Raw genomic sequence first — 16201 nt, 5'->3', positions numbered from 1 at the left:
CGATGAACCTCAATTTTTCAGCGATCGCCGTTCGCGAACGGGCCGTCACCCTGTTCTTCATCCTCCTGCTCGTGGCGGCTGGCGCCTACGCGTTCCTTATGCTCGGGCGGGCGGAGGATCCCAACTTCACCATTAAGACCCTGACGGTCACGACGGCATGGCCGGGCGCGACGGCCCGCGAGATGCAGGACCTTGTCGCCGAGCCGTTGGAGAAGCGGCTTCAGGAGCTCACCTGGTACGATCGGGTCGAGACCACCACGCGGCCGGGCTACGCCTATATGACGGTCACGCTGAAGGACAGCACGCCGCCATCCGTCGTGCAGGAAGAGTTTTACCAGGCCCGCAAGAAGCTGGGGGATGAAGCCCGCAACCTGCCGCCTGGCGTCTACGGCCCCTTCGTCAACGACGAATATTCGGATGTGAGCTTCGCCCTTTATGCGCTGAAGGCCAGAGGCATGCCGATGCGTGAGCTGGCCAGGCAGGCCGAGGCAATTCGACAGGACCTCCTGCACGTGCCCGGCGTCAAGAAGATCAACATCCTCGGTGAGCGCCCCGAACAGATATTCGTCGAGTTCTCCTATGCCAAGCTGGCAACGCTGGGCGTGTCGGCACAGGATATCATCGTCGCATTGCAGCGGCAGAACACCGTCACACCGGCGGGCTCGATCGATACTCAGGGGCCGCAGGTCTTCATCAGGCTCAACGGCGCTTATGACAGTGTCCAGGCTATCGCCGACACGCCGATCGTTGCCGGAGGGCGGACGCTGAAGCTTTCCGACGTTGCCGAGGTCCGCCGCGGCTACGAGGACCCTCCCACCTATCTCATCCGACGCCAGGGCGAGCCCACCATCATGCTCGCGGCCGTTATGCAGGAGGGTTGGGACGGTCGCGCGCTCGGCAAGGCGCTGGAGGACCGGACGGCGGCCATCGTACGAACATTGCCGCTTGGGATAACGCTCGACAAGGTGTCCGACCAGGCCGTCAACATCACCTCGGCGGTCGACGAGTTCATGTTGAAGTTCGCGATGGCGCTCGGTGTCGTGCTGCTGATCAGCCTGCTCAGCATGGGCTGGCGCGTCGGCATCGTCGTGGCGGCCGCCGTCCCGCTGACGCTTGCCGCCGTGTTCCTCATCATGCTGGAGACCGGCCGGTTCTTCGATCGCATCACGCTCGGCGCCCTCATCCTGGCGCTCGGTCTTCTCGTGGACGACGCCATCATCGCCATCGAGGTGATGGTGGTGAAGATGGAAGAGGGCATGGATCGCATCAAGGCGGCGGCCTATGCCTGGAGCCATACCGCGGCGCCGATGCTGTCGGGAACGCTCGTGACGATCGCTGGGTTCCTGCCCGTGGGCTTCGCACGCTCGACGGCCGGCGAGTACGCCGGCAATATCTTCTGGGTCGTAGGGTTCGCTCTCATCGTCTCCTGGATCGTCGCCGTGGTTTTCACGCCCTACCTTGGCGTCAAGATGCTGCCCGCGATCAAACCGGTCGAAGGCGGCGTTCACGCCATATACGACACACCGAACTATCGGCGCCTTCGCCGGCTCATCATCTTTGCCGTGCGCCACAAGTTCGTAACCTGCGGTGTCGTCGGCATCGTCTTCGCACTTTCGGTTGTCGGCATGGGCAGCCTGAAACAGCAGTTCTTCCCGACATCCGATCGCCCCGAAGTGCTGGTCGAGGTTCGTCTGCCGGAAGGCACCAGCATCGAGACGACGACCGCCACAGTGGAGAAGCTGGAGCACTGGCTGGACGGCCAGCCCGAAGCCAAGATCGTGACGAGCTACGTCGGTCAGGGCGCTCCGCGCTTCTTCTTCGCGATGGCACCGGAACTGCCTGATCCTGCCTTTGCCAAGATCGTCGTGCTGACACCGGACGCGGAGGCGCGCGAGGCGCTGAAGCACCGGCTCCGGGAGGCGGTATCGCAGGGGCTCGCGCCGGAAGCCGATGTCCGCGTCACGCAGCTTGTGTTCGGACCCTATACGCCGTTCCCTGTCGAGTTCCGGGTCACGGGGCCTGATCCCGCGCAACTCTATAGCATTTCCGAGAAGGCCCTCGATATCATGCGGGGCGTCCCGGACGTGCGGCAGGCCAACCGCGACTGGGGCAACCGCACGCCCGTACTTCGCTTCATCCCTGACCAGGATCGACTGAACCTCATCGGCCTCTCGCCGGCGGAAGTAGGCCAGCAGCTCCAGTTCCTCCTCACCGGCATCCCTGTCACGCAGGTCCGAGAGGACATTCGCAATGTCCCCATCGTGGCGCGCAGCGCTGGGGCTGAGCGGCTGGATCCGGCGCGTCTGGCGGATTTCTCGCTGATGAGCCGGGACGGCCGCCAGATTCCGCTCGACCAGATCGGTCATTCGGAGATCCGTCTTGAAGAGCCGATCCTGAAGCGCCGCGACCGGACGCCCGTCGTCACGATCCGGTCGGATATCAACGAAGCGACTCAGCCTCCGGAGGTCTCAAAGCAGATCATGAAAGCCCTTCAGCCGCTGATCGCGTCCCTTCCGGCCGGCTATAACATTGAAATGGGGGGATCGATCGAGGAGGCTGAGAAGGCCAACACTGCTTTGGGCAAGATCTTCCCGGCCATGATCGCCGCCATGCTGATCGTCATCATGCTGCAGGTACGATCCTTCTCGACGATGGCCATGGTCGTGCTGACCGCACCGCTTGGGCTCGTCGGCGTCGTGCCGATGTTGCTCACCTTCAACCAGCCCTTCGGGTTCAACGCTATTCTGGGCCTGATAGGGCTGGCCGGCATCCTGATGCGCAACACCCTGATCCTGACCGAACAAATCAAGGAGAACCGTGCTGCCGGCCTTGACGACTATCACGCCGTCATTGAGGCCACCGTGCAACGCACGAGGCCGGTGATCCTGACGGCGCTTGCCGCCGTGCTGGCTTTCATCCCCCTTACGCACTCCGTGTTCTGGGGATCGATGGCCTATACGCTGATCGGCGGCACGGCGGCCGGCACGGTGCTGATCCTGCTCTTCCTTCCCGCTCTCTATGCCGCGTGGTTCCGGATCAAGCCGACCGCAGATGTGGCCCATGAGGTTTCGACCGAGGAACCGGAATTGCAAACAGCGATGGCTGCCGAATAGGGCACTGTTGTCGGAAAAGACGGTTCAAGTTCTCGCCCGCCGGTTTTGCCTGAACATATGCAGGGCCAGCCGGACGATCTTGCCGCTTACGAATGATCGCCCAGGGCGAGCCCGGCAGATCCGTTTCATCAGTCCTGGAGACATCCATGAATCGTCCGCTCCGAATGCGAACTGATCCCGACGAGGTGCGCGCGCGCATCCTGGAGGTGGCGGAGGGGCACTTTCGCCGCATCGGCTACAACAAAACGTCGGTGGCCGACATCGCCTCCGAACTCAGCATGAGCACGGCAAACATCTACCGCTTCTTCCCCTCAAGGGACGCAATCAAAGAATCCATCTGCGGGAAAGCTTTGAACGAGGTAGCTGACATCGCCCTCGCAATCGCGCGCACGAACGCGTCGGCCGGGGAGAAATTGGGTCAGCTACTGACCGCCGTTCACCATCACAAGAAGATGACGCTGGTCAAGGAAAGGCGCATGCACGACCTGATTGTCGCCGCCATGCAGGAGAACTGGGCGACCATCAAGGCGCATATCGAGCACGTGGTAATTACCTTAGGGGTCATTATCCGCGAGGGCATCGAATCGGGCGAATTCAATGTCGACGATTCCGCTACGGCGGCGCGTGCCGTCCACACCGCGTTCACGCCGTTCCTCCATCCGATCCTGATCGAGCACTGCGTCCAATACGGCGAAGACACCGAAGCGGGCCTGCGCGAGCAGATCCGATTCATCCTGAAAGCTCTCGGCAAGTCGGATTGACTCCGGCCGCTCGGCCTTGATCGCTTTAGCGACCGCTCACGCGCAGCTAAGCCATACGGACAAGCGGTTGCGTCGCCCCATTTGGACTTCCATCCTAAATGACTCGAGCCTTAGGGGTTAGTCGAGTCGAAGCTGCCGCTCAGCGCCACCGCCGTTCTCCTGTATTTGCACGCCACGTCCCTACTACGACCGAAACTTGTTGAACTAGGCTAACTCGCGCGACCTCTACTTTTCGGTTCCTCGTGCGGATAGAGCTTGCCGAACAGGGGCAGGTACATCGCGCCCTTGCGCATCAGAAAATCGTGGAAGGTCGCCATCGCCGGCGAGATCGCGTGATCGGTGCGCATCACCGAAAACCATTGCCGGCGGATCGGCATGCCGACAACGTCGAGGATAACCAGCCGGCCGGCTTCGGTTTCGGCAGCGATGGTGTGGGCAGAGATGAAGGCGATGCCGAGCCCGGCCATCACCGCCTGCTTGATGGTCTCGTTCGAGTCCATCTCGACGCCGAGATCGTCGATGCGGCCGGGCACGTCGCTCAGGAATATTTCCAGTGAGATGCGCGTTCCGGAGCCGGGCTCGCGAATGAGGAAATGCTCCTCGGCGATCCGCTCCTTGGAAATGTCGCGTGCCGACGCCAGCGGGTGGTCGGGCGGTGCGATGATGACCAGCGGATGATCACCGAAGACCGAAGCACGCACCGGGACTTCCTTGGCCGGGCGTCCCATCAGCGCGATATCGATATCGTGGTTCTTCAGATTGTCGATCGTCTCGGCGCGGTTGCCGATGGCAAGGCGCATGTCGATATCTGGATGTTCCTTCATGAAGGCGGCCATCAGCCGCGGCGCGAAATATTTGGCCGTGGAAACGACGCCGAGCCGCAAGCTGCCGGCGCGCACGCCCTTGATTGCATCCATCTTGTCTTCGAGCAGACGAAGCCGCTCCTCGATGGCCTGTGCCGTCTCGACGAAGGCCAGACCTGCGGCAGTGGGACGCATGCCGTCCGACGTCCGGTCGAACAGGGCCAGTTGGAACTCCTCCTCCACTTGCCGCAACTGGATCGTCACCGCTGGAGGAGACAGGCCTAACACCTTGGCCGCGCTGACGATTTTTCCGTGGCTGATGATTGCCTGAACGGTCTTGAACTGCTTGAGCGTGAGGTTTCTCATACGGCATACTAAAATTTTTTTACTGCCTGAGTAAAGTTATTGAATTTTACTTATCCAGCGTCGTTTGTTCTCCTTTCCCAATCCGGCCGACCCGAGGAGAGGCGGCTGGATCGGGAGGTTACGATGCCAGCGGCAACGCTCGACGCTTTTCTGAACTCCTATCTTGGCGAGCCGGACGAACTGCGCTCCGCCGTCGTGGCGACCATCCGTCAGCTGACGCAGGCGGCCACCACGATCCGCAACACCATCAATCAAGGGGTGCTCGGCACCGCCTTTGCGGGAACCCGCGGCGCCAATGCTGACGGCGACATCCAGAAGGATCTCGATGTCTTCGCCGATGATATCTTCCTCGACGCCATGCGCCACGCTCCGGTCGCGCTCTACGCTTCCGAGGAACTGGAGCAGCCGGTGCTGCTCGACAGGCAAGCGCCTCTTGCCATCGCCATCGACCCGCTCGACGGCTCTTCCAACATCGACACCAACGTGTCGATCGGAACGGTCTTCTCGCTTCTCCCTGCAACTGGCGCGCCGGATAGGAATCCGGCCGCCTCGTTTTTGCAGGCAGGCGTGAACCAGCTGGGCGCCGGTTTCTTCATCTACGGCCCGCAGCTGGCGCTGGTTCTGTCGCTCGGCAGCGGCACCCATGTCTTCGTTCTCTCGACCAGGCTCGGCACCTTCGTCCAGGCCTACGAGAGCCGGATCATCCCGCAGCGAACCCAGGAGTTCGCCATCAACGCCGCCAACTACCGGCATTGGGACGAGGCGGTGCGGCTCTACATCGACGACTGCCTTGAAGGCACCGAAGGCCCACGCGAGAAGGACTTCAACATGCGCTGGATCGCCTCTCTGGTTGCGGACTGCTACCGCATATTGATGCGAGGCGGCGTATTCCTGTATCCAGGCGACAAGCGCAAGGGCTACAGGCAGGGGCGACTTCGCCTCGTCTATGAGGCAAACCCGATCGCCTATCTCGTCGAACAGGCGGGCGGTGCGGCCACCGATACGATGACCCGCATCCTCGAAATCGAATCCGAGAGCCTGCACCAGCGCGTGCCCATGGTTTTCGGATCGGCGCGGGAAGTCGCGCGTATCACCCGCTACCACACCGAGCCGAGCGCCATCGGCGAGCGCGCGCCGCTGTTCAGCCGCCGCGGCCTTTTCAGGGCCTGAAGACCATGTCGGCAAAGCACCCCATCATTACCATCACCGGGTCGTCGGGCGCAGGCACCACCTCTGTCAAGCGCATCTTCGAACTGATCTTCCGGCGCGAGAACATCGGGGCCGCCTTCATCGAAGGCGATGCTTTCCATCGCTATGACCGGGCCACGATGAAGGCGAAGGTGGCCGAGGAGGAAAAGGCGGGCAATCCGAACTTCACCCACTTCCACGCCGAGGCCAATGAACTGGCAATCCTCGAAGAGGTATTCGAGCAATATGGCCGCCGGGGAACCGGAAAGACCCGCACATACATCCATGATGAGGATGAGGAGAAGCAGTACGGCACGCCGCCGGGACATTTCACCGAATGGCGCGAATTTCCGCCGAGCGACCTGCTCTTCTACGAGGGCCTGCATGGCTGCGTCGTCACCGACAAGATCAACCTGGCCAGGCACGCGGATCTCAAGATCGGCGTGGTGCCGGTCATAAATCTCGAATGGATCCAGAAGATCCATCGCGACCGCGCAACGCGCGGCTATTCCACCGAGGCGGTGATGGACGTCATCCTGCGCCGCATGCCGGACTACGTCCGCTACATCGTCCCGCAGTTTTCGCAGACCGCCATCAACTTCCAGCGCGTGCCGATCGTCGACACATCCAATCCATTCATTGCGCGCTGGATTCCGACGCCCGACGAATCGATGCTGGTTATCCGCTTCGCCAATCCCCGCGGCATCGATTTCCCCTACCTGCTTTCGATGATCCACGACTCGTTCATGTCGCGGCCGAATTCCATAGTGGTGCCCGGCAACAAGCTCGACCTTGCCATGCAGCTGATCCTGACGCCGCTCATCCTGCAATTGATCGAACGCAAGAACCGTGTGTCGTGAGGAGGACGCCATGAACAGCCAGGCAGCAGCATTGAAGCCCGTCGCCGCCGTCTCGGAGCGCGACATGGCCAACGCCATTCGCGCACTGGCGATGGACAGCGTCCAAAAGGCCAATTCCGGTCATCCGGGTATGCCGATGGGCATGGCCGATGTCGCGACGGTGCTGTTCAGCCGCTTCATCAACATCGATCCGTCGGCCTCCAACTGGCCCGATCGTGACCGCTTCGTGCTCTCAGCCGGGCACGGCTCGATGCTGCAGTATGCGCTGCATTACCTGCTAGGCTTTGAAGACATGCCTATCGAAGAATTGCAGCGGTTTCGCCAGCTGGGCAGCCGCACCGCCGGACATCCGGAATATGGCCATGCGCTTGGCATCGAGACGACGACCGGCCCGCTTGGACAAGGCATTTCAACTGCTGTCGGCATGGCGCTGGCGGAGCGCATGCTGGCGGCCCGCCACGGCGCCGATCTCGTCGACCATTTCACCTATGCAATCGCCGGCGACGGCTGCCTGCAGGAAGGCATCAGCCACGAGGCGATCGATCTTGCCGGTCACCTGAAGCTCTCCCGGCTGATCGTCTTTTGGGACGACAATGCGATCTCGATCGACGGGCCCACTTCCCTGTCGACATCGATGGACCAGCCGGCGCGGTTCAAAGCCGCTGGATGGCATGTCCAGTCGGTGAACGGCCACGACACGGAAGCCGTTGCGGCGGCAATCGAAGCGGCGCAGCAATCGGACCAGCCGTCTCTGATCGCCTGCCGCACGGTGATCGGCAAGGGCGCCCCAAATCTGGGTGGTTCGGAAAAGACGCATGGCGCGCCGCTGGGCGATGCGGAGATCGCCGCGACGCGCGAAAACATCGGCTGGGCCTTCGCGCCGTTCGAGGTGCCGGACCATATCCTTTTCGCCTGGCGCGAGATTGCCGGCCGCGGTCAAGCGGCACGCCGCGCCTGGGAGAATCGGGTTGCCGCCTCCCCACGGCGGCAAGCCTTCGAGAGCGCGGTCGCCGGCGCCCTGCCCGACGCGGTCTTCGAAGCACTCGACGCTTTCCGCAAGGAGCATGTCGGGAAGGCGACCAACGTTGCAACGCGAAAAGCCTCGGAAATGGCACTCGCTGCGATCAATGGCGCAACCGAACTGACCGTCGGCGGCTCCGCCGATCTGACGCATTCGAACCTGACGATCACCAAGGGTATGAACCGCATCGCGCCGGGCGACTACGCCGGCCGCTACATCCACTATGGAATCCGCGAGCACGGCATGGCCGCAGCCATGAACGGCATCGCACTGCATGGCGGCTTCGTGCCTTATGGCGGCACGTTCCTGTGCTTCGCCGACTACGCGCGCGGCGCGATGCGGCTCTCGGCGCTCATGGGCCAGCGCGTCGTCTATGTGATGACGCATGATTCCATTGGTCTCGGCGAGGACGGCCCGACCCACCAGCCGGTCGAGCACCTGGCGATGCTGCGGGCGACGCCAAACCTCAACGTCTTCCGCCCGGCCGACATCATCGAAACGGCGGAGTGCTGGGAACTGGCGCTGAGAAGCGAGAAGCGGCCGAGCGTGCTGGTGCTCTCGCGCCAGAACCTGCCGATGCTGCGCCAAGCACCTTGCGACGAGCCACACAGCGACGAGAACCGGTCGAGCCGGGGCGCCTACATCCTGCGCGAGCCAGTCGGGCAGCGCGCGTTGACGCTGATCGCCACCGGCTCGGAGGTCGAGATCGCGGTTGCCGCCGCCGAACGGCTGGAGACCGAGCACGGCGTCGCCGCCGCGGTTGTCTCGATGCCGTGCTGGGAGCTTTTCGAGGAGCAGGACGCCGGCACCCGCAAGGCCGTCCTCGGCTCGGCGCCCCGCATTGCCATCGAAGCCGCAGCACGGCTCGGCTGGGACCGCTGGATCGGCGACACCGGCACTTTCGTCGGCATGGCCGGTTTCGGCGCCAGCGCCCCTGCCCCGGATCTCTACCGGCATTTCGACATCACGCCCGAAGCCGTCGCGGCAGCGGCGCTGAAGCTCATCATCTAGGAGAAACCGACAATGGCCCGCATCACCCTTCGCCAGCTTCTCGACCATGCCGCCGAGCACGGCTACGGGGTGCCGGCTTTCAACATCAACAACATGGAACAGGGCCTCGCCATCATGGAGGCCGCCAGGGCCTGCGATGCGCCGGTTATCATCCAGGCCTCACGCGGCGCCCGTTCCTATGCCAATGACATCATGCTGGCCAAAATGATGGAGGCGTTGACCGAAATCCATCCGGCCATTCCGCTCTGCATCCATCAGGATCACGGCAACAACGAAGCCACCTGCCTGTCGGCGATCCGCCACGGCTTCACCTCGGTGATGATGGACGGATCGCTGATGGCGGATGCCAAGACACCGGCGAGCTACGATTACAACGTCGCCATCACCGAACGTGTCGCACGCATGGCGCATTGGGTCGGCGCTTCGGTCGAAGGCGAGCTCGGCGTGCTCGGCTCGCTGGAAACCGGCCAGGGGGAGGCCGAGGACGGGCACGGCGCCGAAGGTGCGCTTTCCCATGACCAGCTTTTGACCGATCCCGATCAGGCGGTCGACTTCGTGACCGCCACCCGGGTCGACGCGCTGGCGATCGCCTGCGGTACCTCCCACGGCGCCTATAAATTCAGCCGCAAGCCTGACGGCGGCATCCTGGCCATGCAGGTGATCGAGGCGATTCACGAAAAGCTGCCCAACACGCATCTGGTCATGCACGGGTCTTCCTCCGTGCCGCAGGAACTGCAGGATATCATCAACAACTATGGCGGCGAGATGCCCCAGACCTTTGGCGTCCCGGTCGAGGAAATCGAGCGCGGCATCCGCTACGGCGTGCGCAAGGTCAACATCGACACCGATTGCCGAATGGCCATGGCCGGGCAGTTCCGCCGCGTTGCGACGGAGGATCCGCGCGAATTCGATCCGCGTAAATTCCTGAAACCCGCCATGGACGCCCTGCGCGACCTTTGCCGCGATCGCTTCGAACGCTTCGGCACCGCAGGCCACGCGTCGAAGATCAGGGTGATCGCCATGGATGAGATGGCGAAACGTTACGCCGCAGGAAAGCTCGACCCCCATATCGCAACCGCGAAAGCCGCCTGAGCGGCAAACAGGAGACCTGCCATGAACAAGATCGACATGCCCTCAGCAGGCACGCTCAAGGAAGGCAAGGAACGCTACAGGTCGGGCGTCATCCCCTACAAGAAGATGGGCTACTGGGAGCCGGACTACCGGCCCAAGGAGACCGACCTGATCGCCATGTTTCGGATCACGCCGCAGCCCGGCGTCGACCACGAGGAGGCGGCCGCCGCCATCGCCGGCGAATCCTCTACCGCGACATGGACCGTGGTGTGGACCGACAGGCTGACCGCCTGCGAGCTCTACCGCGCCAAGGCATTCAAATCCGAGCCGGTGCCGAACACAGGTCCAGGCACCAGGATCGAGCAACAGTACTTCGCCTATATCGCCTACGACCTCGACCTGTTCGAGCCCGGCTCCATCGCCAACCTGACTGCATCGATCATCGGCAACGTGTTCGGCTTCAAGGCCGTCAAGGCCTTGCGGCTCGAGGACATGCGCATCCCGGTGGCTTACCTCAAGACCTTCCAGGGCCCGGCGACCGGCATCGTGGTGGAACGCGAGCGGCTCGACAAGTTCGGCCGGCCGCTGCTCGGCGCGACGACGAAGCCGAAGCTTGGCCTGTCCGGCCGCAACTACGGCCGCGTCGTCTACGAGGCGCTGAAGGGTGGCCTCGACTTCGTCAAGGATGACGAGAACATCAACTCACAGCCCTTCATGCATTGGCGCGACCGCTTTCTCTACTGCATGGAGGCTGTGAACAAGGCGTCGGCCGCCACCGGCGAAGTCAAGGGCCATTATCTCAACGTCACCGCCGGCACGATGGAGGACATGTACGAGCGCGCCGAATTTGCAAAACAGCTTGGCTCCTGCATCGTCATGATCGACCTCGTCATTGGCTACACGGCGATCCAGTCGATGGCCAAGTGGGCACGCCGCAACGACATGATCCTGCACCTCCACCGGGCCGGCAACTCGACCTATTCGCGCCAGAAGAACCACGGCATGAATTTTCGCGTCATCTGCAAATGGATGCGGATGGCCGGCGTCGATCACATCCATGCCGGCACGGTGGTCGGCAAGCTGGAAGGCGACCCGCTTATGATCAAGGGGTTTTATGACACGCTGCGCGAGGAGCGCACGCCGCAGAACCTCGAAACCGGGCTGTTCTTCGATCAGGACTGGGCCTCGCTCAACAAGGTGATGCCCGTCGCCTCCGGCGGCATCCATGCCGGCCAGATGCACCAGTTGATCCATTATCTCGGCGAGGACGTCATCCTGCAGTTCGGCGGCGGCACGATCGGCCATCCGGACGGCATCCAGGCCGGCGCGACGGCCAATCGCGTCGCGTTGGAGGCGATGATCCTCGCCCGCAACGAGGGCCGCGACTATCTGCGCGAAGGAACCAAAATCCTCGAACAGGCGGCCAGATGGTGCACGCCGCTCAAGGCGGCCCTGGAGACGTGGAAGGACGTCACCTTCAACTACGAATCGACCGACACGGCCGACTTCGTGCCAACCGCAACGCCGAGCTTCTAGACGAAAGGAACCGTCGCCATGATGACCAATCCCGGAAACAAGGTCACGCAGGGACAGTTTTCGTTCCTGCCCGAGCTAACCGATGAGCAGATTTCGGCGCAGATCAAATACGCACTGAAAAACCACTGGGCGGTCAGCGTCGAGTACACGGACGATCCACATCCGCGAAACACCTATTGGGAAATGTACGGCAACCCGATGTTCGACCTGAGGGACCCGGCGGGCATCCTGCTTGAAGTCGACAATTGCCGGAAAGCTATGCCCAACATGTATGTCCGGGTCACCGCCTTCGATTCGACCAAGGGCTGGGAAGCACCGCGCATGTCATTCATCGTCAACCGGCCACCCAATGAACCCGGGTTCCGGCTGCTGCGCCAAGAGCGTGACGGCCGCAGTCAGGGCTATTCGATCGTGCCTTATGCGACCGACAGGCCCGAAGGCGAACGGAGCTAGGCGAACCATGCTGGACGCGATAGCTAAGAGCGCTGCCGCGCAGGGCGAATCGGTTGATCTACAGGCCGAGTTCGAGGCCTCCAACATCGACGAGGTGATGGACAAGCTCGACCGCGAACTCGTCGGCCTGAAGCCCATCAAGACCCGCATCCGCGAGATCGCGGCGCTGCTCCTAGTCGACCGGCTTCGCCGCAAGTTCGGGCTGATCTCTGGCGCGCCGACGCTGCACATGAACTTTACGGGAAATCCCGGTACCGGAAAGACCACCGTGGCGCTCAGAATGGCCGAAATCCTGCATCGTCTCGGCTATGTCCGCGAAGGCCACATGGTCGCGGTGACGCGCGACGATCTCGTCGGCCAGTATGTGGGCCACACCGCGCCCAAAACCCGCGAAGTGATCAAGCGCGCCATGGGCGGGGTGCTTTTCATCGACGAGGCCTACTATCTCTACAAGCCCGAGAACGAACGCGACTACGGCCAGGAATCGATCGAAATCCTGCTGCAATGCATGGAAAACAACCGTGACGATCTGGTTGTGATTCTTGCCGGCTACAAGGACAAGATGGACCGCTTCTTCGACAGCAATCCCGGCATGCGCTCGCGCATCGCCCATCACCTCGATTTTCCGGACTACGGCGTCAGCGAACTCAAATCAATCGCCGAGATCATGCTGGCGGAACAGAATTACCGCCTCAGCGAAGCGGCGGCCAAGGCGCTCGAAGAGTATCTCCCGATCCGCATGCGGCTGCCGCATTTCTCCAACGCCCGCTCCGTTCGCAATAGCCTCGACCGGGCGCGGCTTCGCCAGGCCGGCCGGCTTTTCGCATCGCGCGACCGGGCGTTGACGAAAATCGATCTTATCACCATCGAGGAATCCGATATTCGCGGCAGCCGCGTGTTCGCGGAAGGTAAGCTCGAAGGCGAACCGGAGACGAAGGCGCGCTGACAAGATGACGGCGGTTGGTGTGCAGCGACCGGAAACGGACGACAGAATGGGAGCCGACGGCCATGGATAGCAAGACAATCATCGCGCCCTCGGTGCTTTCCGCGGACTTCTCGCGGCTCGGCGACGAGGTCGAAGCGGTCGTCCGGGCGGGTGCCGACTGGATCCATCTCGACGTGATGGATGGCCATTTCGTGCCCAACATCACCTTCGGTCCGCCGGTGGTCAAGGCGATCCGTAATCGAACGGACAAGGTCTTCGACTGCCACCTGATGATCGCGCCGGCCGACGCCTATCTCGGCGCCTTCGCCGATGCCGGCTGCGACATCATTACGGTGCATGCCGAGGCCGGACCGCATCTCGACCGTTCGCTGCAGGCAATCAGAAATCTCGGCAAGAAGGCCGGCGTGTCGCTGAACCCGTCAACGCCGGAAAGCGTCATCGAATATGTACTTGACCGGCTCGATCTGGTGCTTCTGATGACGGTCAATCCGGGCTTCGGCGGCCAGGCCTTCATTGCGGCGGTCGTCGACAAGGTCAGGCGGGTCAAGGCGCTGGTCGGCCATCGTCCGATCGACATAGAGATCGACGGCGGCGTCACGCCCGAAACCGCTCCGCTGGTCACCGCGGCCGGCGCCAATGTGCTGGTCGCCGGCTCGGCCATCTTTAAGGGCGGCACCGAGGCGGCCTATCGCGCCAATATCGGCGCCATCAGGCAGGCGGCCGACGGGGCGATCCGGAAAGCGGCGTAAACCCTTTCATCGGAGGGCAAACATTTCATCGGAGGAAAACTTGGCGGCAATCCCACCTGTCTGCGATTTCGGCTGGCGAGCCATCGACGCCGTTTTGCCAGACGTCGACGGCACATCGCATTCGATCTTAAGCCACGCCGGCCCGAACGGGCTGGTGGTGGCCTTCATCTGCAACCACTGCCCCTATGTGAAGGCGGTGATTTCACGCATGGTGCGCGACGCCAATGACCTCAAGGCCGAAGGCATCGGCTTTGTCGCGATCAACTCCAATGATAGCGACGCCTATCCAGATGATTCCTTCGACAACATGAAGCTCTTTGCCAGGACGAACGGCCTCACTTTCCCCTATCTCCATGACGAGCACCAGACGGTGGCGCGCGCCTACGGAGCCGTTTGCACCCCGGATTTCTTCGGGCTCAACAGCGAGTTGACGCTGCAATACCGCGGCCGGCTGGACGCGTCGCGACGCGACGCCGAATCGCCCAGGCTGAGGCGCGACCTGTTCGAGGCGATGAAGCAGGTTGCCCGAACCGGCGACGGACCGCTTGACCAGATCGCTTCGATCGGCTGTTCGATCAAGTGGAAGGATGCTGCATGAACGTCGGCGCAGTCAGGCCGTTTCGCTCGCCCAAGGCGATCCTGTTCGACCTCGACGGCACACTGGTCGATTCGGCGCCTGATATAGCGGCCGCCGTCAACGAATTGCTGGCCGGCCACGATCTGCCGCCGCTGCGGCTGGATCAGGTCAAGGCCATGATCGGCGGCGGCATCAGGAAACTGGTCGAACGAGCCTTCGCGGCTTCCGGCACGCCGCTCCTCGGCAGCGCGCTCGATGAGGCCAACCGCGTCATGGCGCCGATCTATCGCAGGCATCTGACCGGCCGCACGGGGCTGATGCCTGGCGTCAGGGAGGTTCTCACGCACTTGCATTTGAGCGGAATAGCCATGGCCGTGGTGACCAACAAGCCGCAGCTGGCGGCGCGCGAAATCCTGCTGCATTTTCGGCTGACGGAATATCTCGGCGCGATCGTCGGCGGAGACGCGGTGACATACTTGAAACCGGCGCCAGACGCGCTGTTGCTGGCGCTCGACCTGCTTCAGGTCGAACCTCGTGACACGCTGATGGTCGGAGACAGCAGCGCCGACGTGGCCGCCGCCCGCGCCGCCGGCATGGCAGTCATTCTGCTGCGTGGCGGATACAGCCAAATTCCCGTTGAAGAGCTTGGCGCCGACCTCGTTTGCGACAGCCTGTTCGATCTGCCGTCCGCGATGCAGAGGCTGCAAGACGCGGCGTGACCCCATGCGCAAAGCCTAGCCAACGCCGGCCGAGCGCAGTCCAACCGCCGGCAGTACCGCGTTATTTTGAGAATTGTTTCAGATAAGCAATGACGTTGGCGATGTCCTCGTCTTTCTTGAGACCGACAAACGCCATCTTGGTTCCTTTGACCATCGCCCTGGGATCGCGAAGGTAGGTCGTCAGCGTGGCCTCATCCCATTTGACGCCGGACTTGCCGGCCTCGGTCATGGCCTTGGAATAGCTGAACCCCGGATGCGTCCCGGCCGTTCGGCCGATGACGCCGTTCAAGGACGGGCCGACCTTGTTCTGGTCCTTGTCTGCGACGTGGCAGACCTTGCATTTGGCGAAGACCTTCTCACCCGCCGCGGCATCCTGTGCCTGAGACTGGGTAGTGACAAAGGTGGCGACGGACACGGCGGCGAAAAATGCGACTGCGCGCATGGCATTTCCTCATTGATCGTGTGAGTGCCCGGGACACTTTACGCCGATGCCTTGATCGCCGGCATTCGTTTTAAAGCTGGAGAGCGAACCATTCGTCCTTCCTCCCCGGACTGGCAGGACCTGCACACCTCGAAAAGCTAGACTGCCGATGAGGGAAGTCAATCGTACAAAGGTCCTGTTTCGTTTCCCGACTGCGCGACGGGAAGTGTAGCGACACGCGGTCCACATCATTGACGCATGTTGGCCGAACGCGTAGCCTCACTCCAACCGGTTTGCTGTTTGGGCACCTTCAGGAATCCGCGCAACTCCAAAGCACGAACTCTGGAGAGTTCGCCGCGCAGGCGATGATAAGTGCCAAATGGACATGGTCGATCTCGTATTAACGGTGTGCCTTAGCGCCAATCCGGGCAATTGCCGAGATGAACATCTCTATTTCGAGAGCCGCGGCTCTCTGTTCCAATGCATGTTCCTGGCGCCCGCCGAGATCGCAAAATGGTCTCAGGAACATCCGAGTCTCAAGGTCGTGCGCTGGAAATGTGCCGTTCCGAGCAAGGAACGAGCGATTTGATCGACATTCCTGGTTCG

Annotated in this window: 15 protein-coding genes; 13 read left to right on the top strand and 2 right to left on the bottom strand. The window is 62.4% G+C overall.

Annotation, left to right across the window (positions count from 1 at the left end; genetic code table 11):
• Window positions 1-2: 2 nt before the first annotated feature.
• The gene (locus NKH33_RS21080) at window positions 3-3113 is read left to right on the top strand and encodes an efflux RND transporter permease subunit (RefSeq protein WP_352921276.1); all 3111 of its coding nucleotides are present in this window, start codon (window positions 3-5) and stop codon (window positions 3111-3113) included.
• 146 nt (window positions 3114-3259) lie between these two features.
• Complete coding sequence (locus NKH33_RS21075; RefSeq protein ID WP_352921274.1) at window positions 3260-3874, top strand: TetR/AcrR family transcriptional regulator; 615 nt, start codon at window positions 3260-3262, stop codon at window positions 3872-3874.
• A gap of 209 nt (window positions 3875-4083) precedes the next feature.
• Here NKH33_RS21075 and NKH33_RS21070 read toward each other — a convergent pair whose 3' ends face one another.
• A complete protein-coding gene (locus tag NKH33_RS21070) occupies window positions 4084-5043 on the bottom strand; it encodes a LysR family transcriptional regulator (RefSeq protein ID WP_352921272.1) in 960 nt (319 codons plus the stop codon).
• Window positions 5044-5166: 123 nt separating this feature from the next.
• Here NKH33_RS21070 and NKH33_RS21065 point away from each other — a divergent pair, with 123 nt between their 5' ends.
• The 10 genes from NKH33_RS21065 (at window position 5167) to gph (ending at window position 15174) form a co-directional block, all read left to right on the top strand.
• Window positions 5167-6213: a class 1 fructose-bisphosphatase gene (locus NKH33_RS21065; RefSeq protein WP_352921270.1), complete on the top strand. Its 1047-nt coding sequence runs from the start codon at window positions 5167-5169 to the stop codon at window positions 6211-6213.
• A gap of 5 nt (window positions 6214-6218) precedes the next feature.
• Window positions 6219-7091, top strand: a complete 873-nt coding sequence (locus NKH33_RS21060; RefSeq protein WP_352831948.1) for a phosphoribulokinase — start codon at window positions 6219-6221, stop codon at window positions 7089-7091.
• 10 nt (window positions 7092-7101) lie between these two features.
• Entirely contained in the window at window positions 7102-9123 is a 2022-nt protein-coding gene (gene tkt / locus NKH33_RS21055) for a transketolase (RefSeq protein WP_352921268.1), read from the top strand.
• A gap of 12 nt (window positions 9124-9135) precedes the next feature.
• Entirely contained in the window at window positions 9136-10215 is a 1080-nt protein-coding gene (fba, locus tag NKH33_RS21050; RefSeq protein ID WP_352507750.1) for a class II fructose-bisphosphate aldolase, read from the top strand.
• 21 nt (window positions 10216-10236) lie between these two features.
• Window positions 10237-11730, top strand: coding sequence for a ribulose-bisphosphate carboxylase large subunit (locus NKH33_RS21045; RefSeq protein ID WP_084641467.1), 1494 nt, complete (start codon window positions 10237-10239; stop codon window positions 11728-11730).
• A gap of 18 nt (window positions 11731-11748) precedes the next feature.
• The gene (locus NKH33_RS21040; RefSeq protein ID WP_352474618.1) at window positions 11749-12183 is read left to right on the top strand and encodes a ribulose bisphosphate carboxylase small subunit; all 435 of its coding nucleotides are present in this window, start codon (window positions 11749-11751) and stop codon (window positions 12181-12183) included.
• 7 nt (window positions 12184-12190) lie between these two features.
• Window positions 12191-13129: a CbbX protein gene (gene cbbX / locus NKH33_RS21035; protein ID WP_352617335.1), complete on the top strand. Its 939-nt coding sequence runs from the start codon at window positions 12191-12193 to the stop codon at window positions 13127-13129.
• A 62-nt stretch (window positions 13130-13191) separates the two neighbouring features.
• Entirely contained in the window at window positions 13192-13878 is a 687-nt protein-coding gene (gene rpe / locus NKH33_RS21030; RefSeq protein ID WP_352541879.1) for a ribulose-phosphate 3-epimerase, read from the top strand.
• Between the two features lie 40 nt (window positions 13879-13918).
• Entirely contained in the window at window positions 13919-14476 is a 558-nt protein-coding gene (locus tag NKH33_RS21025; protein WP_352921265.1) for a thioredoxin family protein, read from the top strand.
• Window positions 14473-15174, top strand: a complete 702-nt coding sequence (gph, locus tag NKH33_RS21020) for a phosphoglycolate phosphatase (RefSeq protein WP_352541877.1) — start codon at window positions 14473-14475, stop codon at window positions 15172-15174. Before NKH33_RS21025 ends, gph begins: the two co-directional genes overlap by 4 nt.
• A 61-nt stretch (window positions 15175-15235) precedes the next feature.
• Here the strand turns inward: gph and NKH33_RS21015 are convergent, their stop codons facing one another.
• Window positions 15236-15616: a c-type cytochrome gene (locus NKH33_RS21015; protein ID WP_352503280.1), complete on the bottom strand. Its 381-nt coding sequence runs from the start codon at window positions 15614-15616 to the stop codon at window positions 15236-15238.
• A gap of 358 nt (window positions 15617-15974) precedes the next feature.
• Here NKH33_RS21015 and NKH33_RS21010 point away from each other — a divergent pair, with 358 nt between their 5' ends.
• Window positions 15975-16184 (top strand): hypothetical protein, encoded by a 210-nt coding sequence (locus NKH33_RS21010; RefSeq protein ID WP_352474627.1) that lies wholly within the window; start codon window positions 15975-15977, stop codon window positions 16182-16184.
• Window positions 16185-16201 lie beyond the last annotated feature (17 nt).

It is taken from the genome of Mesorhizobium sp. M1182, assembly GCF_040318335.1.
Classification (GTDB): domain Bacteria; phylum Pseudomonadota; class Alphaproteobacteria; order Rhizobiales; family Rhizobiaceae; genus Mesorhizobium.
The sequence above is the reverse complement of the archived record's forward strand: the minus strand, read 5'-3'. Positions and strand labels throughout refer to the sequence as shown.

Coding starts and splice junctions, on each gene's coding strand:
- NKH33_RS21080 (WP_352921276.1), top strand. CDS start 3: ATGAACCTCAATTTTTCAGCGATCGCCGTTCGCGAACGGGCCGTCACC.
- NKH33_RS21075 (WP_352921274.1), top strand. CDS start 3,260: ATGAATCGTCCGCTCCGAATGCGAACTGATCCCGACGAGGTGCGCGCG.
- NKH33_RS21070 (WP_352921272.1), bottom strand. CDS start 5,043: ATGAGAAACCTCACGCTCAAGCAGTTCAAGACCGTTCAGGCAATCATC.
- NKH33_RS21065 (WP_352921270.1), top strand. CDS start 5,167: ATGCCAGCGGCAACGCTCGACGCTTTTCTGAACTCCTATCTTGGCGAG.
- NKH33_RS21060 (WP_352831948.1), top strand. CDS start 6,219: ATGTCGGCAAAGCACCCCATCATTACCATCACCGGGTCGTCGGGCGCA.
- tkt (WP_352921268.1), top strand. CDS start 7,102: ATGAACAGCCAGGCAGCAGCATTGAAGCCCGTCGCCGCCGTCTCGGAG.
- fba (WP_352507750.1), top strand. CDS start 9,136: ATGGCCCGCATCACCCTTCGCCAGCTTCTCGACCATGCCGCCGAGCAC.
- NKH33_RS21045 (WP_084641467.1), top strand. CDS start 10,237: ATGAACAAGATCGACATGCCCTCAGCAGGCACGCTCAAGGAAGGCAAG.
- NKH33_RS21040 (WP_352474618.1), top strand. CDS start 11,749: ATGATGACCAATCCCGGAAACAAGGTCACGCAGGGACAGTTTTCGTTC.
- cbbX (WP_352617335.1), top strand. CDS start 12,191: ATGCTGGACGCGATAGCTAAGAGCGCTGCCGCGCAGGGCGAATCGGTT.
- rpe (WP_352541879.1), top strand. CDS start 13,192: ATGGATAGCAAGACAATCATCGCGCCCTCGGTGCTTTCCGCGGACTTC.
- gph (WP_352541877.1), top strand. CDS start 14,473: ATGAACGTCGGCGCAGTCAGGCCGTTTCGCTCGCCCAAGGCGATCCTG.
- NKH33_RS21015 (WP_352503280.1), bottom strand. CDS start 15,616: ATGCGCGCAGTCGCATTTTTCGCCGCCGTGTCCGTCGCCACCTTTGTC.
- NKH33_RS21010 (WP_352474627.1), top strand. CDS start 15,975: ATGGACATGGTCGATCTCGTATTAACGGTGTGCCTTAGCGCCAATCCG.